The following is a 20,547-nucleotide window of genomic DNA, read 5'->3' as shown; positions in this document are numbered from 1 at the left end:
CAAGGAGACGGCCCGGTTCAGGACCAAAGGCCCTACCGGTCGTCGCCACCATCATCGCCATCCAAAAGATCCTCCTCGATCTGCGCCTGCGCTGCTGCTGTGACCGCCTTCTTGTCTTCTTCCGAAAGCTCGTCGACCTTGCCGTCGGCCAGGCGCACGGTCACTTCCTTATGCGCGAATTTGATGCCTTCACGCTCGAAGAGCGCGCGGATTTCCTCATAGACCTTCTTGCGCACCAGCCATTGGTCGCCCGGCTTGGTCATGAACTTCACCCGGATGATCATGGCGGAATCCTGCATCTCGATCACGCCCTGCGATTTCAGCGGCTGGATGAAATTCTCACCGATCACCGGATCATCCAGCAGGTCGACCCCCAGTTTCTTGATCAGTTTGCGGACCTTTTCGACATCGGTGTCATAGGTCACCCGCAGCGGCAGTTTCATGATTACCCAGTCGCGGGAGTAATTGGTCATCACCTGGATTTCCCCAAAGGGAATGGTGTGCAGCGCGCCGAGGTGGTGGCGCAGCTGGAAGGACCGCACGGAGATCTTCTCCACCGTGCCCTTTACCCCGCCCACGTCCAGGTATTCGCCCTTGCGGAAGGCATCGTCAAACAGGAAGAACCCGCCCGAGAAGATATCCCGCACCAGCGCCTGCGAGCCAAAGCCCACCGCCACGCCAACCACACCGGCTCCGGCAAAGAGCGGCCCGACATTCACGCCCAGTTCGAGCAGGATAATCAGCCCGATGGTTACCAGCACCACAATCAGGATGAAGTTGCGAAAGAGCGGCAGCAAGGTCGCCAGACGACTGGCGCTGGAGCCGCCGCCCTCATCCCCCAGCTCGCCTTCGGTCATATCCCCCTGCTCTTCCAGGATCTTGTTGTCGATCCAGATGCGGAAGGCGTGATAGACGATGTATCCGATGAAGATGATCACCATGATATCGAGCAACTGCGTCGCGGCGCTCTCGACCATCTCGGCAGAATTATTGTCCCAGATGTAGAAGAACGCATAGACACCCGCGACAAAGGCCAGAATACCCGCGACCCGGCGCGCCAACGCCTCGAAGGAGCTCAGCGCATGGCGCGGGCGCAGCTGGCGGGCTTCCTCCTCCAGTTCCGCGGTTTCCTCGGGCGTCAGATCTTCCTCGGCCTGTGCCTCGTTCAACGCGCGCAGGGCACGTGCCCGCTGGAAGCTGCGCTCGATCATGTAGTTGATCACGCCGTAGACCACGATGATTGACATCAGGATCATGTAGGCGCCGCCGATCAGCGGGATCGAGGAGGGGTTGCCCAGCACCAGATCATACGTCAGTTCGAACCAGGCGAAGATCACATAGAAGACCACCACCGGTGCCCAGATCTTGGTGAGCAGTTTGATGGTCCAGCTCAACTCGTCCACCGGTGTGCCATTGCGCATCGCCTTGGAAATGGCCTGGCGGTTGACCAGAACCATGAGGATGTTGAGCAGCACGACAAACGCCGACATCATCGATGACAGGAAGGCATAGACGTCGTAGTTCAGCCCCAGCTCACCGATCCAGACGCCAAAGAGGATTGCGGTGACATCCACCGTCGCCAGCACCCAGAGCCAGAAGTAGAGCTGCTTGGCATCCCGCGTGGACATCACCGGAATGCGGTATTGTTCGAGGTAGGGCGACAGCACCATGCGCCACAGGTTCGCCACCAGACGACAGACAAAGTACCCGGTGTTGATCACGCTGACGGTGAACTGCATCGCCTTGTCTTCGAGCGGGCCAAAGATGAGAGCGCCGAGGACATAGGCGACCAGCATGGAGACGAGAATCCCGATTAGGCCCATGAAAAAGCGGAAAACCAGGAAGGGCATCTTTTCCGAATAACCCACCGGCTTTTCACGGATGCGCGAGACCACGAAATTCTTTACGATCCGCTTGCCGTAGACCTGACTTTCAAACACCATCCCGATGGCGAACAGCAACAAAGAGACCAGCAAGGCCTTGGTGAACGCCCAGATCGTACCATCCGGGCTGGTGGCGCGCAGGATATAGAGCACTTCGTTGAAGGCATTGGGCAGGTCGAGAACCCGCTCCACCAATGCTGCGCGGAAATCGACAAGCGCATCCTGCGCCTTCATCAGGCTGGACCCCTCAGAACCTTCCGCTTCCGGCACCGCGTCGGGTGTGGGCGTGGTCAGGACCTGACCATCGCTGTCGATGACAACCACGCCGACGCCGTTCTCGGCCGCCTGCTTCATGATTTCGGATATCTGGTCACTGCTTTCGGCGGCCGTGTCAGAACCGGGGCTGAACAACGATCCGACACCCTGCGCCTGTAGCGGAGCAATAAAGAGAATTGTTGCCAGTAGAAAACAGCAAATCAGGGAAAGGAAATCTGAAACACGCATAAAACGGTCCGAAATGGTAATAATTGTGGATGAACGGTAGGGGAGGCACGGAGCCATTGCAATTGCACATCATTGCAAACTCCGGCGATCAGACGTGTTTTGCACCTGAATAACTTTTGTGCCAAAGAGGGAACATCCGTGGGCAACGCCCCAGCAAAGACGCAAGGACTGGCCGATGCGGCTGATATTCCCTCTGTTCACCGCGGCCGGTGAAACGCGGACATCTACACTCTCCAATCGGGCGCGCATAGGGCGTTGTCCGAGAGGTCGGATGTCATGAATGTGCTCAATAGCATGGGCGCTCCCGAGGGCTCCGGGCCTGAGCCTGAGGGCGTGGAGAAAGGGCCACCCCAACGGGTCATGCTCTATAGCCACGACACCTTTGGCCTGGGCCATCTGCGCCGGTCGCGTGCGCTGGCCTCTGCCCTGACCGCCTATAACCCAAACGCCTCGGCCATCATCCTTACCGGATCACCCGTCGCCGGGCGTTTCACCTTTCCTGAAAAGGTCGACCACGTCCGCCTGCCAGGCGTCACAAAGCTGCCTGATGGCACCTACGTCAGCCAGACGCTTGGGCTGGACATCGACCAGACCACCAACCTGCGCTCCGGATTGATCCAGACGGCGGTGGAGCAATATGAGCCCGACCTGTTGATCGTCGACAAGGAGCCTACCGGCTTTCGCGGTGAGTTGCTGCCCACACTTGAATGGCTGACCGACCGCGGCACAACCCGCTGCGTGCTGGGGTTGCGGGATGTCCTGGATGAGCCAACGGTTCTGGCCGCGGAGTGGGAGCGCAAGGGGGCCACCATCGCGACGGAGCGGTTCTACGACCAGATCTGGGTCTATGGTCCCCGGTCCATCTATGATCCGACCCAAGGTCTGCCTCTGTCCAAGGAAACCCGCGCGCGCATTCACTGGACCGGATACCTGCGCCGCGAGGTCACGGATGTGGCCGAAACGCCGGATACGCCCTACGTGCTGATTACCCCTGGTGGCGGCGGAGACGGGAAGGCAATGGTCGATCTTGTTCTGGAAGCCTACGAGCTTGATCCGTCTCTGCAGCCCAACGCCGTTCTGGTGTACGGGCCATTTCTATCCGGCGAAGTTCGCGAAGGCTTCGAGGCGCGGGTGGCCAAACTTGACGGCCGTGTGACTGCCGTGGGCTTTGAATCGCGCATCGAGTCGCTTTTCGCCGGCGCCGAAGGTGTCGTCTGCATGGGCGGGTACAACACCTTTTGCGAGGTGTTGTCCTTTGACAAACGCGCGGTGATCGTGCCCCGCACCATTCCCCGGCTGGAGCAGTGGATCCGTGCGTCGCGGGCCGAGGAACTGGGTCTTGTACGCATGCTGGACGAAGACCGCGATGGCATGACACCGCAGACCATGGTGGATTTCATCCGCGCATTGCCCACGCAGCAGAAACCGTCGGAAGCCGGTGCGAATGGCTTGCTGGACGGGCTGGACGTGGTCGTGGCGCGCGCGACGGCCCTGATGGCTGAGAAATGACACCACGAAGAGGCCGGTTGGCGGTCGTGCTCAAAGGGTGGCCACGGCTGTCTGAAACCTTCATCGCGCAGGAGCTTGTGGCGCTTGAAGAGGCCGGGCTCGATTTCGAGATCTGGTCGCTGCGACATCCCACGGACCCCAAGACACATCCGCTGCATGACCGTTTGCGCGCACGGGTGAACTACCTCCCCGAATACCTCAAGGATGAACCGCTACGCGTCCTGCTTGGTGTGCTGAGCGCCTTGCGCCGCCCGGGGTTTACCACCGCATGGCGTGCGTTCCGCGCCGATTATGCCCGGGACCGGACGCCAAACCGCCTGCGCCGCTTTGGTCAGGCCTGCGTTCTGGCGCGGGAGCTGCCGCCGGGCAGCCTGGGTCTCTACGCACATTTTCTGCACACCCCTTCTTCGGTCGCACGCTACACCGCCATCCTGCGCGGGTTGCCGTGGTCCTTTTCGGCACATGCCAAGGATATCTGGACCTCGCCGGAGTGGGAACTCCGCGAGAAACTGCACCCCGACAGTCATGGCGCGACCTTTGGGGCGACCTGCACCGGGTTTGGTGCGATCCATCTGCAATCCCTGGCTGATCGGCCTGACCGGGTGGATCTGGTCTACCATGGGCTCGATTTGGCGCGGTTCCCGGCACCGCCTGAGCGGGACATACGGGACCCGATGGCGCCCCTGCACCTGATGTCCGTTGGACGGCTGGTCGAGAAGAAAGGGTTTGACCGCCTGATCGAGGCCTTGGCGCTCCTGCCCTACACCCTCGACTGGCATTGGACCCACATCGGGGGCGGTACGCTTGGGAAAGAGCTGCAGGCGATGGCGCAGGCCAAGGGCGTGGCGGACAGGATCACGTGGCGTGGCCCGTGCGATCAGCCCGAGGTCATCGAGACGATGCGCGCCGCCGATCTCTTTGTCCTGCCAAGCCGGGTTGCCGAGGATGGCGACCGCGACGGTCTGCCCAACGTGTTGATGGAGGCCGCCAGCCAGAAGCTTGCCATCCTTTCCACGCCGGTTTCGGCCATTCCGGAATTCATCGACACCGGCGTGCATGGCGTGCTGAGCGATGATGCCCCCGCCAGCCTTTCCCACGCCATCGAAACGCTTGCAAACGATCCCGCCGCCGCGGCGCATATGGCGGATGCGGCCTACACCCGTCTGATCACGGAGTTCCGCATGGCCCCGGGGATCACGCAACTGTCCCGCCGCCTGCGCGCGATGATGGGACCGGCCAAATGAGCACGGTTGCTTTTTATGCGCCGATGAAACCGCCCTTTCATCCGGTCCCTTCCGGGGACAGGACCATGGCGCGCGCGCTTCTCAAGGCGCTCGATCACGGCGGGCTCTCGTGGGAGCTGGTCTCGACCCTGCAGACCCGCGACAAGGCCGGGGACACAGAGGTTCAGGCGCGGCTCTTTGCACAGGCAGAAGAGGAAATCGCGCGGCTGATCATGCAGGGACGGTATTCAAACTGGCGTATCTGGCTCACCTACCACAGCTACTACAAGGTTCCCGACCTGTTGGGACCAACCGTCGCGGCGGCGCTCAACATTCCCTATTTCCAGATCGAAGCCACCCGCGCGCGTAAGAGGCTGAACGGCCCATGGTCGGCTTTTGCCCAGGCAGCAGAGGCTGCGAGCGACGCGGCGCACGCCATTTTCCACCTGACCCACCGCGATGGAGAAGCCTTGCTGGCCTATGCGACCCAAGGTCAGAAGATCATCCACCTGCGCCCCTTTCTGGCGCGCACCGAATTGCCGCCACTGGGCGCGCGCAATGGTCCGATGCTGAGCGTCGGCATGTTGCGCCACGGGGATAAGTTCGCGTCTTATCAACTGATTGCGGATGCGCTGCATCTGCTGAAAACACCGGACTGGAAGCTCATTGTTGCGGGGGACGGCCCGGCGCTCGATGCGGTCGCCTCGATGATGCATCCCTTTGGGGCGCAGGTTGAGCTGCGTGGTTCACTGGACCACGCGGCGTTGCAGGACATCTATGCCGCTGCCAGCCTGCTGTTCTGGCCCGGCGTGAACGAAGCCTTCGGCATGACCTTTCTGGAAGCGCAGGCCGCCGGTTTGCCGGTCGTGGCGCAGCGCCGCCCCGGCGTCTGTGACGTGCTTGCGCCAGACAGCTACCCCGCCCCGGAAGACGGCCCCGAAGCGCTTGCCGCGAAAATAGACGCGCTGCTGGGTGATGAATGCACGCGCATCAAGGCCGGTGATCGCGCAAGAGATTACACGGGTCAACATCACCTGCTGCCATCGGCCAGCCGCACCCTCTGTGACGCCATTGCCGAGGCGGTGTCATGATCCGGCTGGCTCTCTTGCGCCACGGGCGCACGCCCTGGAACCGCGCCGGGCGTATCCAGGGCCGCACCGATGTCGCCCTGGACGCGGAGGCCGAGGCAGATCTGGCCGCGCGGGCCCTGCCCGCCCCCTGGGCATCTGCCGCGCTGTGGTCCAGCCCGCTGATCCGTGCGCGGCGTACGGCCGAATTGGTCGCGGGCAGAGCGCCCCGAACGGACCCGGCCTTGACGGAGATGGACTGGGGCGACTGGGAAGGCCTGAAAGGGATCGATCTGCGTGCAGACCCGGCCAGCGGATATCGCGATATCGAAGACTGGGGGTGGGAGTATCGCCCACCGGGTGGAGAAAGCCCGGCTGATCTGCGGGCGCGGCTGCAGCCATGGGTCGACGGATTGCAGCAAGACAGTCTCGCCGTCTGCCACATCGGGATCATGCGTGTGCTCATGGCGCAGGCGACGGGTTGGGATTTCGACGGCCCCGCCCCGTTCCAGATCAAGCGCAGCAGGCTCTATGTCCTCACGATTGATGGCGAAGACTGGCGCGCGGAACCGACCCCAGTCCGGCTGAAGGCACGCCAGACATGAAGGTTCTGATCCTCGTCACACATCTGCTGGGCACCGGACATCTGGCCCGCGCCCTCACTCTCGCGCGCGCGTTTTCGACCGTAGGGCATAAGGCGACGGTCGTGTCGGGCGGCATGCCCGCGCACCAGCTTGACGCAGGCGGCGTCCAGCTGGTGCAATTGCCGCCGCTGCGGTCCGATGGTGTCAACTTCACCCGACTGCTTGACGCGGATGGACGGGACGCCGGCGCAGACCTGATGGCAAGGCGCGCAACACATCTGCGGGACACGCTCCGGGCCATCGCACCGGATGTGGTTACCACGGAGCTTTTCCCCTTTGGCCGGCGGGTGTTGCGTGCGGAATTTTTGGAAGCCCTGGACGCCGCCCGGTCGCTCTCGCAACGCCCCCTGGTCTGCGCATCCGTGCGCGATATCCTTGCGCCCCCCTCAAAACCGGCCAAGGCGGCGATGACAGAGGATATTATCAGCCGGTTTTACGATGCGGTTCTGGTACATTCCGATGCCGATGTGACCCCGCTGGAGGTCAGTTGGCCCGTCACAAAGACGCTGGCACCCTACCTTCACTACACAGGATTTGTTGCCCCGCCGCCCGCCCCAGCACATCCTGACGGTGTCGGCACCGGGGAAGTCCTCGTCAGCGCGGGCGGCGGCAACGTGGGAACCAATGTCTTTGACGCCGCACTGCAAGCGGCACGGCACGATCCGGACCGGCGCTGGCGATTGCTGGTCGGCGGCACCAAAGCAGCAGACCGGATTGCCACGCTCCGCCAGAACGCGTCGCCGAACACCATCGTCGAAGCGGCCCGCCCGGATTTCCGGCAGATGCTGCACCACGCCGCAGCCTCCGTTTCCATGGCCGGATACAACACCGCGCTGGACCTGTTGCAAACGCAGACGCCCGCCGTGCTGGTGCCCTTCGATGCCGGTGACGAGACCGAGCAGAGCCTGCGTGCCGAGGCGCTCGCACGCCTGCCCGGTATCAACGTGCTGACCAGCGCCGCGCTCAATGGCCAGACGCTTCTGGAGCAGGTGCAAAAGGCGATCAGCGCCCCCCGCCGGGCGGCGCGCACTTCGGGCCTGCATGGCGCGCAGAACACCGTACGCATTGTGCAGGAATTGGCGGGTAAGCACCATGCGGATTGACTGGTCCCCGTTGCGCGCTGAACTGGCGCTGTGGCGCGCCGAGAAAAGGGTGCTGCCCCTCTGGTGGCGGGATGACGACGCTGTTGATGTAACGCCAGCGCTTGATGAGCTGTCACAACTCGCAACAGACCTAGCCATGCCTGTGCATCTGGCCGTCATCCCGGCCTTTGCGCAACAGGCTCTAGCAGACTACGTGGGCGAGCAGCCCCTGCTCGTGCCCACCGTGCATGGCTGGTCCCATGAAAACCGTGCACCAGAAGGCCAGAAGAAAGCCGAATTCGGGCAGGTTCATACCGATTCCGCAGAGCTGCTTGAACGAGGGCTGACCTGCCTGACGGCCCTGTTCGGGGCACGCCTTGCGCCTGCCTTTGTTGCACCGTGGAACCGGCTGCATCCCGATGTGTTGCCGCTGCTTGTGCACTCCGGCTACCGCATTGTGTCCACCTTCACGCCGCGTGTGACGGTCCAGCCCGTTCCAGGTCTGCTTGCGGTCAACGCGCATATCGATCCGATTGACTGGCGCGGCACGCGTGACCTGGCCCGGCCAGAACACATCATCGGCCAAACCGTTCGGCATCTGGAGGCCCGACGGCAAGGTGGCGAGGATTCTACCGAACCGCTCGGGTACCTCACCCATCACCTTGTCCATACACCTGACATCTGGTCTTTTTCCCGCGCCTTTCTCAGCGAAATGCTGGACGGCGGCGCCGTGAGCATGACCTTGACCCAATCCCTGAAGGAGACGCGATGAGCCGTCTTGAATCCATGCGCCGCAGGCTTTCTGCGCAGATCGACGGGCTCGACTGGGCCGCGTCGCAGATTGCTCAACTTGATGGAGACGTGCTCGAATTGGGCCTCGGCAACGGGCGCACCTACGACCACTTACGCGAACGCCTGCCAGACCGCCGGATCTGGGTGATCGATCGGGTTTTGCAACCGCACCCGTCCTGCATTCCCCCCGCAGATTGCTTTATCATGGGCGAGGCCGAGGACGCGCTGACCCGTCTTGCGCAGGCAACGCCCGGGATCGCCCTGGCGCACTATGATTTCGGCCATGGGATCAAGGAAAAGGATGTCGCCGAAGGCGCCCGCCTGTCGCCCTTTATCGCGCCCCTGATGGTGCCGGGTGGGCTGATCGTCAGCCAACAACCGCTCACCGGTTTCGATCAGATTACCGGTCCCGACACCATTGCCCCGGACCGCTATCTTTTTTACCGCGCGACGTGACAAATCTTTGGGAACCAACAGGTGGCATGCGGCGTTGCCCTCTTGAACAAAAGAAGGAAACACCATGCTCAGAATACTTGCCGCAATCACCGTTTTGACCGCACTGGCCGCCTGCGAAACCACCAAGGGTGTAGGCCGCGATGTCGAAGACGCCGGCGAGGCCATTCAGGACGCCGCGACCTGATCCGGGCCGATCCGACACGAAAATCGAGGTGGCCTTGTGCCACCTCTTTTTTTGCGTGAACTGGCTGCGCAAATCAGTGTACGGTAAAGCCAGAACTTCAAACAAAGGACCTCTCCCATGATCAGACTTGCCGTTGCTCTCGCCGTCGTATTCACCTTGGCGGCCTGTGAAACCACCAAAGGCGTCGGCCGCGACGTGACCAACGCAGGGCAGGCGCTCGACGACGCGATCTGATCCGGGTCAGGCGGTGATGCGCGCCGCGATCATCCAGGAGACGGGCAACGCCAGCGCCGCACCCGCTCCGGCAGCGATCAGGATCGGCATCACCGCCGTATAGCCCATGCTCAGCACGGTGATCACGCCGATGCCAGCCATGGTTGCGGCGACGAAGCAGTAAAGAATTGCGGTCAAACGTAGCATGGGAAACCCTCCTAGGCTGCCTTGGCTGCGCAGATCTTGCACAGCGGTGTGTCGGGGAGAATGGCGAGCCGCGCATCAGAGATATCGTCGCCGCAGTCCAGACAGATGCCGTAGGTCCCCGCATCGACCCGCGCGAGGGCGGCATCAATGCGCCGGACCTCGTTCAACTCCGCCTGCCCCAGCGCTTCGAGCACCTCATCGCCCTGCCGTTCCGTCGAAAAATCCTCCAGATCCTTCGTCGGGGTCTCATCCAACTGATGCTCCACCTCCGTCAGATGGCCGACAAGCTCCTTGCGGCGCGCCAACAGGGTGTCTTTCGCGACTGCGTCATCCATATGTCTCTCCTTCCGTCCGGCGGAAAGATCACATGAGCCCGGCAGCACTGCCTTGATTTGGGTCAATTGGGTCTTGGATGTCCGGGGGAAACGCCCACCCGGAATAGCGAAAGGCGCCAGGGGATCAGACCGAGGTCCAGACCCGTGCCCGGAGGCACATCCTGACGCCTTCTTGAACCTCTATATCCCCCCAGAGGGCGACAGCAGGCCCAGCTTGCATGAGAGCGTTACCACCCCCTGCCGAGACGACCTGTCCGAAGACCGACCCTCTCCCGCATCCTCCCCGCCTACACGTGCCCGTCTTCGTGACCCTTGCGAGCCTCTCCGACTTCTTCGCACCAGACCTCCGCCGCCCATTCGTCACGAGGCTTTCGCCTCCACACGATCCGACCTGCTTCCTCAAAGGGTTTGCGATCCGAACCTGACCCGAAGGCCTATCCCGTTCCGCCACCACCCCAAGGGGGTTTTGCGTCCGCTCCTTCGTTCAGTGAACTCCGTTGCGGTAACCTTAGACTGCGTCTTCCCGGGTGAGTCGTGCAACAAAAAAATGACGGATTCCGGAAATTTCTTGTGGATAAAGCATTGAATTTGTTGCGGTTTCAACTGTGGGTAACTTGGGGATAATCTGGAATTATCGTGTGATTTGGCAGTATTCCAGAAGGAAGGCGATTTTTCAGTCCGTTGGTTTTTCTGAACGGATTGTGAAGGATCTCTACGGCCTTACTTATCAATCTCAACCACACTATCCGATCTAAACAGAAAAATTGAAGGGACTTACACCTAAGCGACTCGGATCAAAGCATTGGGCTTAACCTTGACTACTTCAAATTAATTATACTCGTTAGCTGTAGATTTTCATGCACATCAACCAAGCAATATTTGTATTGACCATTGGCAAATCCAAATGGGACAATTGATGTAAGCATCGTGTGCATACCTTTACTGTTTGCGGAGAACTAATGGCTTTAACCGTTTCGTTTGATGTTCCGGTTCGATCCTCAGGAATTAGATGGTCGAGAAATCGTATAAGTTATCGAGTGACCCCAAATTTTGCGGGTAACCCCCGCTCGGAAGGCGATAGTCAGGAGGAATGTGACGGCCTTCCCAGCAAAACCTTAAGTGATTGGAGCGGCTATCTTGTTGAAATGCCGACACCGATCATCATGGCGAAAGGCTCCTTTAACCCAATTATTTCTCCTTCGTTTCGAATTTATGAGCCGTTCGAAATCAATCAAAAGGCGAGAAACGCGGGGGCCATGTCGGATATCCACATCCCCGCGGATCAAGATGGGCGAATATCTGTTCCTGGTTACGCAATAAATGGAATGACGGCTTCAAATGCCGGTGATGACTGTCTCTCTTGCTTAGGCCTAAGAATTGATTTTCTGGATGGCAATCCAGAAAATGACATACATGAACTCATTAGGTTGTTTAGGAGCGCAGTGAGAGAAGTTACTTTCCAGTGGTGGCTTAGCTCAAGGACTAACCCGTTTGATCTCGGGCATCGTCTTAGCTTTGAACTAACGCCGTCATTTGGTGCGGCTAAGCCATATCCTTCAAGCAACAGCGACAGCTACACAGGGACTTGGCGAGGAAGTACTTCTTTGACGAATAGATTGGGTTTTGAGCGGCCCGTTGGAAAAAATGAATGGGCAGAGATAGACAGTAGAATACGCGCTGGTCGCGAAATGGAATCTGCAACCAGCTTCTTTATGGATGCGGTTTCAGCATTCATGGCTCATGAAGATCATAATTGCCTAGTTAACGCTTGTGTAGCTCTAGAGATAATGGAGTGCAAGATGCGAGCCCTCTCCGGAAAAAAAATCAATGGCTACGGAGACAAACTTCGCCGCGACGCGGTTCTTTGGCGTAAAAAAGATGAAGAAACAATAAAAAAAATGTTTATCGACAGAGGTCATATTGCGCATGGGCGACCTCCCTACAACTACCGAAAAAACCCTGTTATAATGGTAGATTATCTGGAGCTTTTGGTAGAGTATTATAATCGATTTCTTGACCGATCAGGTATTCATGGATGGCCGGCTGTAACAGGGGTTAATTTTTAGCCATCCATCTTGAGCGCCGAAATAAAGGCCTCCTGAGGAATATCCACCTTCCCGAACTGCCGCATCTTCTTTTTCCCCGCCTTCTGCTTGTCCAGCAGTTTGCGCTTCCGCGTCGCGTCCCCGCCATAGCACTTGGCCGTCACGTCCTTGCGCATCGCCGACAGCGTCTCGCGCGCGATGACCTTGCCGCCGATGGCCGCCTGGATCGGGATCTTGAACATATGCCGCGGGATCAGGTCTTTGAGCTTTTCGACCATCGCCCGCCCGCGCATCTCCGCCCTGTCGCGGTGCACCATTGTCGAGAGCGCATCCACCGGCTCGTCGTTCACCAGAATGGACATCTTCACCAGCTTGTCCTCGCGGTAGCCGATCATCGCATAGTCAAACGACGCATAGCCCTTGGTGACCGATTTCAGCCGGTCGTAGAAATCAAACACCACCTCATTGAGCGGCAGGTCATAGACCACCATCGCGCGTGAGCCCGCATAGGTCAGATCCTGCTGGATACCACGTCGGTCCTGACAGAGCTTCAGCACGTCGCCCAGATAGTCGTCCGGCACCAGAATGGTCGCCTTGATGCGCGGTTCCTCCAGATGATCCACCAGCGTCAGGTCCGGCATGTCGGCGGGGTTGTGCAGCTCCATCATCTCCCCATCCTTCATGTGAATGTGGTAGATGACCGAGGGCGCCGTGGTGATCAGCTCGATGTTGTACTCGCGCTCGATCCGGTCGCGGATCACCTCCAGATGCAGAAGCCCCAGGAACCCGCAGCGGAACCCAAAGCCCAACGCAGCAGAGGTCTCCATCTCATAGGAAAAGCTCGCGTCATTCAGCGCCAGCTTCTCGATCGCATCGCGCAGATCCTCGAACTCGGCTGAGTCCACCGGGAAGAGGCCACAGAACACCACCGGCTGCGACGGCTTGAACCCCGGCAGCGCGTCTTCTGTGCCCTTCTTCTCATGGGTGATCGTGTCACCCACGCGCGTGTCGCGGACCTGCTTGATCGACGCCGTCAGGAAGCCGATCTCGCCCGGCCCCAGCTCGTCGATCACCGTCATCTCCGGCCGAAACACCCCGATGCGGTCCACATGATGCACCGAGTTGTTCGACAGCATCCGGATGCGCTCGCCCTTCTTCAGCACGCCGTCCATGATCCGCACCAGAACGATCACGCCTAGGTAACTGTCGTACCATGAGTCCACCAGCATCGCCTTCAGCGGCGCATCCCGCTCGCCCCTTGGCGCGGGCAGGTTCTGCACAATGCTCTCCAACGTCTCCATGATGCCCTGCCCGGTCTTGGCCGAGACCTGAATGGCACCGGAGGCATCGATGCCAATCACGTCCTCGATCTGCTCGGCCACGCGGTCACAATCGCTCGCCGGCAGGTCGATCTTATTCAGGACGGGCACGATCTCATGATCGGCGTCGATGGCGTGGTAAACATTGGCCAGCGTCTGCGCCTCGACGCCCTGCGTGCTGTCGACGACCAAGAGCGAGCCCTCGACCGCGCGCATGGACCGGGAGACCTCATAGGCGAAATCGACGTGGCCCGGCGTGTCGATCAGGTTGAGCACATAGTCCTCGCCATTCTGCGCAGTGTAGTTGATGCGCACGGTCTGGGCCTTGATGGTGATGCCGCGCTCGCGCTCGATGTCCATACTGTCGAGCATCTGCTCCTTCATGTCCCGGTCAGCCACCGTATTCGTGGACTGAATGAGCCGGTCAGCGAGCGTCGATTTCCCGTGGTCGATATGGGCAACGATGGAGAAATTGCGGATATGTGAAAGCGGTGTCATGCTGAGGATATGTAGGGGTTTTGCGGGGCGGTCAAGGTGGTTTGGAATGGTTGAGATAGCGGGCAAAGATGGCATAAGGGATTGGCTGGAGAGCCAAGATCGCCAGACGCAGATTTGGTTCGCCGCGCGTGGTGCCCTACGAACGATTCCAGGACTTGGGGAATGGGGAGCTGCAACACGATACGATCTCGCCCTAACCACAATGAGAAAGATCTTGGTGGTTAGCGCAGCTTCTGCATTCGACGTTACCAAAACACCCATGTTGCTGGATCGGGCGCGATCTGCGGAAGCTGTTATGCAGATATCTGCTGAACCGAACTCAAGTACCGCTACCGTGGCAAGAGCCACTGCACGCGCGTCCAACTCAGCAGTAATGTGCCTTCTAAGGTCGTGGGAGGCAGCTGAGCCAGTTAATTCGTTCTTATATACTGCACTTTCAATCGAATCTGAAGCGCTTGCGGCGGCGGTGTATGATGTCAACAACCCAAGAGCTTGGCTGCCTCTATGGCCAGACAATTCGCCACCCGCGCCTTTGGTCCAAGGTTGGGTTTGGCTCAAGGAGCAGTGGGAAGCTGATCCTGCAGACTGGTCCTTTTGGGTCGAATGGTACGAAGCCATTCTCAACGGCGCTCCGCTTTCATGGGAGCTGACCCGACGCATCGCGTTGGAGGTCACCGACGACGAGTGGGACGCTGGGCAATCTGTTGTTGCGGCCCGGATTGACGAGATCCGCGCAAGATTCGAAGTTCAGTGGTTCGCCACCGAAGTCGCGGAGGCCGCCCACGCGATGCAACCGGGCACGCCCGGCATAGGTCACAACCAACCGCCTTCTCTGATTGATGAAGACCTGCCCACACAGCCGCCCGAAACACTCATTTGGGTTGCTGCCAGTGCGCTACGCGATGAAGCAGCCTCGACGACGCCAGACAGATCAAACCTACAAAAAGCAGCCGGAATACTGATCGCCGCATTGCGAGCATCGGGGCTTTGGGTGGCGCAGAAACTAGATAATGCGATCACGGAAGCCGCTGGTGCCTTTGGCAAAGCTTTTGGCGCTGCTGCAGGCGTCTCCGGTTTGGCATATATCACCGGTTACTCCGACAAGATCATTCTATTGGTCGAGAAGGTGCTGTCGTGGCTCCCTCTCATTGGGTGAATAACTAAATCGGCATCCGGAATTAACCATGCCCAATCTGCGATTGGACAGCGCCCGAACCGCCCCCGTCGTGCCAGAGGCACGCCTGCGGCGTGACGCGGGCGCTTCGCTTCCACCCCTCGGTTCGAGCGCGCTGCCATACTGAAAGCACACCGCATAGTTCTTGCTTCTTAAGAGGTCTGCCCGTTGGCGGCCAAAAAGGTCCGGACAGTTTCCAAGACGACACCAACCCCCGATTTAGACACCTGCGCCAGTCCGGAAACACATCGCACGTCGCGCGCGGTCCTGAGACGCAGCGCGCGGCGCTCGACTTAGAGACCAAATGGTCCACAATTCCGCACGTTTCCCTGTGCACCTGCGCACCCCTCTCCCCCGTTCGTGAGTTTTACATGCCGCGATACACGCGTAAGGTGTAAGCAGACGCTGCTTCGGCGCCGCTTCCCGAAAGGCACTCCCATGACATGTATTCCCCGTTCCCGCATCCTCCCTGCCGCTGGGCTCCTCGCTCTTGGCCTGCCTGCGACCGCCACCGCTCAGCAATCCGGACCGGAGGTTGATTTCTACGGTCACATCAACCTTGGCATCATCAACGTGGACAACGGTGCCGATAGCGAAACCGCGCTCACGGATAACGACAACTCCAACAGCCGCGTCGGGCTGATCTACAAGCAGAGGCTGAGCAATGGCGGCGAGTTCCGCCTGCATTTCGAGACCGCTCTGGGCTTCACCGGGTCGTCCAGCATCAATTGGGACGACAACGGGCTGGAGCTCAACTACCGCCGGACGGAGTTGCGCAAGTTCGAGGCGATCTACCAGTCGCCCACATGGGGCACCCTGTCGTTCGGGCAGGGCAGCATCGCGACGGATGGCACGGCAGAGGCCGATTTCTCGGGCACCTCGGTGATCGCCTATTCCAGCCTGCAGGATCAGGCGGGCAGCCAGTTGTTCCAGCTTGCTGGCGGCGGCGCATCGGGGTTTGACGTGGGCGACGCTTTCAACGCCTTCGACGGCGGGCGGCGGTTCCGCATCCGCTATGACACGCCGACCTACATGGGCTTTTCGCTGGCGGTCAGTGCGGGTGAAGAGGTTCTGACAAGCGGCAACGACGATGAGTTCTACGACATCGGCCTGAAGTATGACCAGGACTATGGTGCCTATCAGGTGGCCGCGCGGGTTGGTCTCTCGATCCGCGATTCCGATGAGGAACTGTTGCTGGGGTCCGTTACCGTGCTGCACAAAGCCACCGGCCTGAACCTCGCCGTCGCGACCGGGCGCCAGCAGGAAGGTGATGACAGCTATGTCTACATCAAGGGCGGGATCAAGCGCGACTGGTTTGCCCTCGGAGAAACCCGCTTTTCGGTTGATTACTACTCGGGCGAGGACTTCGGCGTAACGGGGTCGGACTCCGAATCTGTCGGCATCGCCGTGGTACAGAAAGTTGATGCCTGGAACACGGAGCTTTACGCCAGCTACCGGACCTTTGACTTCGACGGCACCGGCGCCAACCTGCTGGATCAGGACGTGACCTTCGTGGGGGCCCGCTGGCGGTTCTGACACCGCGAATGACCGCGGGCGCACAATTGAAGTGCTCCGGAGAATACGCCATAAACAGATAAATCTGGATTGAGATATCTGTTTATGGCGCGTCTTTCGGTTTTCTTTTGTCTTTTGCTTGCCGTTTCCGCCTGTGGGGGGCGGGAAGCGCCCCGACAACAGGCCAACGTCAGACCGCCGACACCGCCTGTTTCGGGCGACGCGCCGCAGTTTGCCGCGGGTCCAATCAGTACCGCCTGCCTTGCGCATCAGCGCCCGCGCGCCACCCCGGCACGCTGTAGCTGCATCCAGGCGGCCGCCAACAACACGCTGAGCCAATCACAACAGAAACGCAGCACATTGTTTTTCAGCGAGCCCGGCCGCCTGCAGGATGTGCGGCAATCGGATGCGCCCGCCAATGAAAGGTTTTGGGAGGCATGGAAGCAGTTTGCAGAAACGGCAGAGAAACTCTGTGGGCGGGTCTGATACCGGCAGGTAGGTTGGGCTTCAGGCCAACATGAGACGGATCACAGGTCTCTCATCCAGAACTGCAGGGATTTGGCTGTCTCTTCCAACGCACCAACATCCTTCCAGGAAAAAGAGGCGATCACGCCGGGCAAAGGTTCATACCCGCGCCGCCGCCAGAACCTGTCGAGTGGGCGGTAGTCGGCGGGACAATGGGGATGATTGGTATCTCTGATCACGGCACAAAAACAGATTTTTCGAAATCCCAGCCGCCGCGCATGCGCTTCGCGCAAATCAAAGAAACGATGCCCTGCCCCGTGGCCACGCCAGTCTGGTAACAAGACGCTTTCAGCACAGTAAAAGACCTGTGCCAAGTCGACGCCGCTCTGGTCGAAGGCCGCTGCAAAATCCGCAGCATGTTCGCTCAACGGTGCGCCGGTGGATGCCCCGACAAGACGGCCCTCGGCAAAAGCACCGACAATCAGCGCCTGATCGCTCTTTGCATAGGGTGCCAGATAGCGGCGCTCATACGCCAGATCGCCCTCATAGAGGTATGGCCAATCGCGGAAAACCGCGATCCGCAACCGCGCCACGTCATCCAGGGCTTCGGTCAGAGCGTCACCGGTCAGAACACGGAACGCCAGCGCCACGATCAGGAAACCTGCTTGATCCAGTCATTCAGATTGTAGCGGGTCGTGACCCGCGTGATCAGCCCGTCGGAGACATCAAAGAACGATCCAGCAGGCAGCGTGTAGCGCTGACCGTGCGCCTCGGGTAACCCTGTATCGGTCTTGAGATACCGACCGTTGACCACATATTCTGCAGCCGCACGCCCGTGATCGGGCGCGTCGAAAATCACCATATTCACCAGTGTCTCGTCATAACAGCGGCTCATATGCGCGCAGAAGTCGGCAAATGCTTTCTTGCCGACGCGCACGTCCCCTTCATTCACATGGTGCGCCACATCCTCTGACAGGCAGGCCAGCATGGCCGGGATGTCCTTGGCGTTGAAAGCGTCGAAGTAGGTCTTGATGACATTAGACATGGCGAGGCCTCAGATGATTTCCGTTGGGGGGCCGAACCGATTGATCAGGCGCTCCATGATCTGATCACGCGCCTGCCGGTAGCTGGCAAGTTTCGCCTCGCGTCCTTCCCCCAGACCTGTGGGATCGAGGATCGGCCAGTACTCGACCTTCAAATGATAAAATCGCGTCAAGTCCAGTGCCCGACGTTGGGAGGCGGGGCTAAGGGCAATGACAAGATCAAAGGAGCCTAGATCATCGCCCCAGTTCTCCATCTCGTCGAAACTGCGGCTGCGGTGGCGGGACAGTTCGACATCCAATTCCTGGCAGACCGCGATGGAAAACCCATCGATTTCCATATCATTGGTCACCCCGGCGGACTGCACGTAGGTGCCCGTGCCATAGAGCTTTTTCATGATCCCTTCGGCCATGGGAGAGCGCACAGCGTTGTGGTCGCAACAAAACAGAACCGACCCTGGCAGCTCGTCGTCCATTCAGCCTCCGAAATGCAGCACGCAGATCAGCGTAAAGAGACGGCGGGCGGTGTCGCTGTCCACCTCGACCTTGCCCTCCAGACGTTCCTGCAGCACCCGACTGCCTTCATTGTGGATGCCACGCCGGGCCATGTCGATGGTTTCAATCTGGCTCGGCGGCAGTTTCTTCACCGCCTCGAAATAGCTTTCACAAATCTGGAAGTAGTCTTTGACGACCTGCCGAAAGGGTCCCAGCGACAGATGAAACTCCGCCGCCTTTTCGGCCCCTTCGGTGTTCACATCAAAGACCAGCCGCTTTTCACGTATGGCGAGCCCCACGTGATACGGCCCGTCGGGTACCGCGCGCCCGTCGCGCTGCGGCAGCACAAAGCTGTTGTCTTCCAACAGATCGAACATCGCCACGCGACGCTCCTGTTCGATCTCGGGGGTGGCCGGGGGCAACCCGGCATCATCAAGGACGATGTGTGAAATGCGGGACATGATACGGATTCTTTACACGAACAAACAACTGGAGATGCTTAGCGCAGGTTCGCTGCCAAGGGCAACACGCAAGAGGGCGTGGTCAGTCGTTCAGTTTCTGCAAACGTGCCGTCACCGATAACCCGTGCGCTTCGAGGCTCTCCGTCTGCGCAAGCGTTTCCGCTGCGGGACCAATGCTGCGCAGGGCGCCCGGCGTCATCCGGGCAAGCGTCGTGCGCTTCATGAAATCCAGTACCGAGAGACCGGAGGAAAACCGGGCGGATCGGGCGGTCGGCAGCACATGGTTCGGCCCACCCACGTAGTCGCCGATTGCCTCCGGTGTCCATTGACCAAGAAAAATCGCCCCGGCATGGGTGATCCGGGCGCTCAATGCCTCCGGGTCCGCCACGCAAAGCTCCAGATGCTCGGGCGCGATGCGATCGCTGAGGGATGCCGCCGTTTCCAGATCGGGCACCGTTATCACCGCCCCGAAATCGCGCCAGCTGGCACCTGCAATGGCACGCCGTTCCAGCGTTTCCAGCCGTGCATCCACGGCGGCCACCACGGCCTGACCAAAAGACGCATCGGTGGTGATCAGGATCGACTGCGCGCTTTCGTCATGTTCCGTCTGGCTGAGCAGATCGAGCGCGATCCAGTCGGGATCATTGTCACTATCCGCAATCACCAGAATTTCCGAAGGCCCGGCGATCATATCAATGCCGACCTTCCCAAAAACGCGGCGCTTGGCAGCGGCAACAAAGGCATTGCCCGGCCCGGTGATTTTATCCACGGGCGCAATGGTTTCTGTCCCATAAGCCAGGGCCGCCACGGCCTGCGCCCCGCCGATGCGGTAAATCTCATCGACACCGGCAAGCTCTGCTGCGGCCAGCACCAGCGGGTTCAAAACGCCATCAGGCGCCGGAACCACCATCGCCAGACGCGGCACGCCCGCGACCTTTGCTGGAATCGCATTCATCAAGACCGACGAAGGATAGGATGCCAGCCCCCCCGGCACATAAAGCCCGGCCGCGGCAACCGGGGTCCAACGCCATCCGAGGGTTGCCCCGGTTTCATCTGTCCATTCCGCGTTCTCGGGCCGCTGGCGCTCGTGATAGGCGCGGATCCGGTCGGCTGCCAGCGTCAGCGCCACGCGCTGATCTTCGGGAACGCCAGCGGCGGCCTGTGTCACCTCGTCCTCGGAGATGCGCAGCGTCTCGGCGGTGAGCGCCAACCGATCAAATTTCTCGGTCAGCGCGATCACCGCGGCATCCCCCTCGGCGCGGACCCGCGCGATGATCTCTGCCACCGTGTCGTCCACATCCGGGCTGTCTTCCCGCTTTGCGGTAAGCAGCTTTTGAAAAGCGGCTTCGAAATCGACGTCTGTGGCGTTCAGGAACACGGGCATTGAAAGGACCTTAAAGGAACGGACCGAAAGCTGCGCAACCTTCGGTCGAAAT

Annotated in this window: 21 protein-coding genes; 12 read left to right on the top strand and 9 right to left on the bottom strand. The window is 60.1% G+C overall.

Annotation, left to right across the window (positions count from 1 at the left end):
- Nucleotides 1–32: 32 nt before the first annotated feature.
- Entirely contained in the window at nt 33–2,387 is a 2,355-nt protein-coding gene (locus ISX84_RS07995) for a mechanosensitive ion channel family protein (protein ID WP_195819808.1), read from the bottom strand.
- 294 nt (nt 2,388–2,681) lie between these two features.
- Between ISX84_RS07995 and ISX84_RS07990 the strand changes: the two genes are divergently transcribed.
- From ISX84_RS07990 to ISX84_RS07950, 9 genes are all read left to right on the top strand, one after another.
- Complete coding sequence (locus ISX84_RS07990; protein ID WP_195820273.1) at nt 2,682–3,896, top strand: glycosyltransferase family protein; 1,215 nt, start codon at nt 2,682–2,684, stop codon at nt 3,894–3,896.
- A complete protein-coding gene (locus ISX84_RS07985; RefSeq protein WP_195819807.1) occupies nt 3,893–5,140 on the top strand; it encodes a glycosyltransferase family 4 protein in 1,248 nt (415 codons plus the stop codon). The genes ISX84_RS07990 and ISX84_RS07985 overlap by 4 nt, the downstream gene beginning before the upstream one ends.
- 65 nt (nt 5,141–5,205) lie before the next feature.
- Entirely contained in the window at nt 5,206–6,210 is a 1,005-nt protein-coding gene (locus ISX84_RS07980; RefSeq protein ID WP_195819806.1) for a glycosyltransferase family 4 protein, read from the top strand.
- Entirely contained in the window at nt 6,207–6,791 is a 585-nt protein-coding gene (locus tag ISX84_RS07975; RefSeq protein ID WP_195819805.1) for a histidine phosphatase family protein, read from the top strand. The genes ISX84_RS07980 and ISX84_RS07975 overlap by 4 nt, the downstream gene beginning before the upstream one ends.
- On the top strand, nt 6,788–7,933 hold the full coding sequence (locus ISX84_RS07970) for a glycosyltransferase family protein (RefSeq protein WP_195819804.1): 1,146 nt from the start codon (nt 6,788–6,790) through the stop codon (nt 7,931–7,933). The genes ISX84_RS07975 and ISX84_RS07970 overlap by 4 nt, the downstream gene beginning before the upstream one ends.
- Nucleotides 7,923–8,684, top strand: a complete 762-nt coding sequence (locus ISX84_RS07965; protein WP_195819803.1) for a polysaccharide deacetylase family protein — start codon at nt 7,923–7,925, stop codon at nt 8,682–8,684. Before ISX84_RS07970 ends, ISX84_RS07965 begins: the two co-directional genes overlap by 11 nt.
- Entirely contained in the window at nt 8,681–9,160 is a 480-nt protein-coding gene (locus ISX84_RS07960) for a class I SAM-dependent methyltransferase (protein WP_195819802.1), read from the top strand. The genes ISX84_RS07965 and ISX84_RS07960 overlap by 4 nt, the downstream gene beginning before the upstream one ends.
- Before the next feature lie 64 nt (nt 9,161–9,224).
- Nucleotides 9,225–9,344 carry an entericidin A/B family lipoprotein gene (locus tag ISX84_RS07955; protein ID WP_195819801.1) on the top strand — a complete coding sequence of 40 codons (120 nt, stop codon included), beginning with the start codon at nt 9,225–9,227 and terminating at the stop codon, nt 9,342–9,344.
- A 117-nt stretch (nt 9,345–9,461) separates the two neighbouring features.
- The gene (locus ISX84_RS07950) at nt 9,462–9,578 is read left to right on the top strand and encodes an entericidin A/B family lipoprotein (protein ID WP_195819800.1); all 117 of its coding nucleotides are present in this window, start codon (nt 9,462–9,464) and stop codon (nt 9,576–9,578) included.
- Nucleotides 9,579–9,584: 6 nt separating this feature from the next.
- Here the strand turns inward: ISX84_RS07950 and ISX84_RS07945 are convergent, their stop codons facing one another.
- Both ISX84_RS07945 and ISX84_RS07940 read right to left on the bottom strand, forming a co-directional pair.
- Nucleotides 9,585–9,764 (bottom strand): CTP synthetase, encoded by a 180-nt coding sequence (locus ISX84_RS07945; RefSeq protein ID WP_195819799.1) that lies wholly within the window; start codon nt 9,762–9,764, stop codon nt 9,585–9,587.
- Between the two features lie 11 nt (nt 9,765–9,775).
- The gene (locus tag ISX84_RS07940) at nt 9,776–10,099 is read right to left on the bottom strand and encodes a TraR/DksA family transcriptional regulator (protein ID WP_195819798.1); all 324 of its coding nucleotides are present in this window, start codon (nt 10,097–10,099) and stop codon (nt 9,776–9,778) included.
- A 959-nt stretch (nt 10,100–11,058) separates the two neighbouring features.
- Here ISX84_RS07940 and ISX84_RS07935 point away from each other — a divergent pair.
- Nucleotides 11,059–12,165, top strand: coding sequence for a hypothetical protein (locus ISX84_RS07935; protein WP_195819797.1), 1,107 nt, complete (start codon nt 11,059–11,061; stop codon nt 12,163–12,165).
- Here the strand turns inward: ISX84_RS07935 and lepA are convergent.
- The gene (gene lepA, locus ISX84_RS07930; RefSeq protein ID WP_195819796.1) at nt 12,162–13,961 is read right to left on the bottom strand and encodes a translation elongation factor 4; all 1,800 of its coding nucleotides are present in this window, start codon (nt 13,959–13,961) and stop codon (nt 12,162–12,164) included. The genes ISX84_RS07935 and lepA overlap by 4 nt on opposite strands.
- Nucleotides 13,962–14,007: 46 nt before the next feature.
- Here lepA and ISX84_RS07925 point away from each other — a divergent pair, with 46 nt between their 5' ends.
- Nucleotides 14,008–15,117, top strand: coding sequence for a hypothetical protein (locus ISX84_RS07925; protein WP_195819795.1), 1,110 nt, complete (start codon nt 14,008–14,010; stop codon nt 15,115–15,117).
- Nucleotides 15,118–15,573: 456 nt separating this feature from the next.
- Nucleotides 15,574–16,671 carry a porin gene (locus tag ISX84_RS07920; RefSeq protein WP_195819794.1) on the top strand — a complete coding sequence of 366 codons (1,098 nt, stop codon included), beginning with the start codon at nt 15,574–15,576 and terminating at the stop codon, nt 16,669–16,671.
- A gap of 506 nt (nt 16,672–17,177) precedes the next feature.
- Here ISX84_RS07920 and ISX84_RS07915 read toward each other — a convergent pair.
- The 5 genes from ISX84_RS07915 to hisD form a co-directional block, all read right to left on the bottom strand.
- Nucleotides 17,178–17,765 (bottom strand): GNAT family N-acetyltransferase, encoded by a 588-nt coding sequence (locus ISX84_RS07915; protein ID WP_195819793.1) that lies wholly within the window; start codon nt 17,763–17,765, stop codon nt 17,178–17,180.
- A 2-nt stretch (nt 17,766–17,767) separates the two neighbouring features.
- On the bottom strand, nt 17,768–18,160 hold the full coding sequence (locus ISX84_RS07910) for a ketosteroid isomerase-related protein (protein ID WP_195819792.1): 393 nt from the start codon (nt 18,158–18,160) through the stop codon (nt 17,768–17,770).
- Nucleotides 18,161–18,169: 9 nt separating this feature from the next.
- Nucleotides 18,170–18,631, bottom strand: coding sequence for an arsenate-mycothiol transferase ArsC (locus tag ISX84_RS07905; protein ID WP_195819791.1), 462 nt, complete (start codon nt 18,629–18,631; stop codon nt 18,170–18,172).
- A complete protein-coding gene (locus ISX84_RS07900) occupies nt 18,632–19,111 on the bottom strand; it encodes a UPF0262 family protein (protein WP_195819790.1) in 480 nt (159 codons plus the stop codon).
- 82 nt (nt 19,112–19,193) lie between these two features.
- Nucleotides 19,194–20,495 carry a histidinol dehydrogenase gene (gene hisD, locus ISX84_RS07895; RefSeq protein WP_195819789.1) on the bottom strand — a complete coding sequence of 434 codons (1,302 nt, stop codon included), beginning with the start codon at nt 20,493–20,495 and terminating at the stop codon, nt 19,194–19,196.
- Nucleotides 20,496–20,547 lie beyond the last annotated feature (52 nt).

The sequence above is a fragment of the Roseobacter sp. MH60115 genome, from assembly GCF_015644665.1.
GTDB lineage: Bacteria > Pseudomonadota > Alphaproteobacteria > Rhodobacterales > Rhodobacteraceae > Roseobacter.
This window is presented reverse-complemented; position numbering and strand designations above follow the sequence as displayed.

What these genes read in the sequence shown, in the direction of transcription:
- ISX84_RS07910 (WP_195819792.1), bottom strand. Translation starts at nt 18,160, where the DNA reads ATGTCTAATGTCATCAAGACCTACTTCGACGCTTTCAACGCCAAGGAC.
- ISX84_RS07905 (WP_195819791.1), bottom strand. Translation starts at nt 18,631, where the DNA reads ATGGACGACGAGCTGCCAGGGTCGGTTCTGTTTTGTTGCGACCACAAC.
- ISX84_RS07970 (WP_195819804.1), top strand. Translation starts at nt 6,788, where the DNA reads ATGAAGGTTCTGATCCTCGTCACACATCTGCTGGGCACCGGACATCTG.
- ISX84_RS07980 (WP_195819806.1), top strand. Translation starts at nt 5,206, where the DNA reads ATGGCGCGCGCGCTTCTCAAGGCGCTCGATCACGGCGGGCTCTCGTGG.
- ISX84_RS07950 (WP_195819800.1), top strand. Translation starts at nt 9,462, where the DNA reads ATGATCAGACTTGCCGTTGCTCTCGCCGTCGTATTCACCTTGGCGGCC.
- hisD (WP_195819789.1), bottom strand. Translation starts at nt 20,495, where the DNA reads ATGCCCGTGTTCCTGAACGCCACAGACGTCGATTTCGAAGCCGCTTTT.
- ISX84_RS07985 (WP_195819807.1), top strand. Translation starts at nt 3,893, where the DNA reads ATGACACCACGAAGAGGCCGGTTGGCGGTCGTGCTCAAAGGGTGGCCA.
- ISX84_RS07955 (WP_195819801.1), top strand. Translation starts at nt 9,225, where the DNA reads ATGCTCAGAATACTTGCCGCAATCACCGTTTTGACCGCACTGGCCGCC.
- ISX84_RS07990 (WP_195820273.1), top strand. Translation starts at nt 2,682, where the DNA reads ATGGGCGCTCCCGAGGGCTCCGGGCCTGAGCCTGAGGGCGTGGAGAAA.
- ISX84_RS07965 (WP_195819803.1), top strand. Translation starts at nt 7,923, where the DNA reads ATGCGGATTGACTGGTCCCCGTTGCGCGCTGAACTGGCGCTGTGGCGC.
- ISX84_RS07945 (WP_195819799.1), bottom strand. Translation starts at nt 9,764, where the DNA reads ATGCTACGTTTGACCGCAATTCTTTACTGCTTCGTCGCCGCAACCATG.
- ISX84_RS07935 (WP_195819797.1), top strand. Translation starts at nt 11,059, where the DNA reads ATGGCTTTAACCGTTTCGTTTGATGTTCCGGTTCGATCCTCAGGAATT.
- lepA (WP_195819796.1), bottom strand. Translation starts at nt 13,961, where the DNA reads ATGACACCGCTTTCACATATCCGCAATTTCTCCATCGTTGCCCATATC.
- ISX84_RS07925 (WP_195819795.1), top strand. Translation starts at nt 14,008, where the DNA reads ATGGTTGAGATAGCGGGCAAAGATGGCATAAGGGATTGGCTGGAGAGC.
- ISX84_RS07900 (WP_195819790.1), bottom strand. Translation starts at nt 19,111, where the DNA reads ATGTCCCGCATTTCACACATCGTCCTTGATGATGCCGGGTTGCCCCCG.
- ISX84_RS07940 (WP_195819798.1), bottom strand. Translation starts at nt 10,099, where the DNA reads ATGGATGACGCAGTCGCGAAAGACACCCTGTTGGCGCGCCGCAAGGAG.
- ISX84_RS07960 (WP_195819802.1), top strand. Translation starts at nt 8,681, where the DNA reads ATGAGCCGTCTTGAATCCATGCGCCGCAGGCTTTCTGCGCAGATCGAC.
- ISX84_RS07975 (WP_195819805.1), top strand. Translation starts at nt 6,207, where the DNA reads ATGATCCGGCTGGCTCTCTTGCGCCACGGGCGCACGCCCTGGAACCGC.
- ISX84_RS07995 (WP_195819808.1), bottom strand. Translation starts at nt 2,387, where the DNA reads ATGCGTGTTTCAGATTTCCTTTCCCTGATTTGCTGTTTTCTACTGGCA.
- ISX84_RS07920 (WP_195819794.1), top strand. Translation starts at nt 15,574, where the DNA reads ATGACATGTATTCCCCGTTCCCGCATCCTCCCTGCCGCTGGGCTCCTC.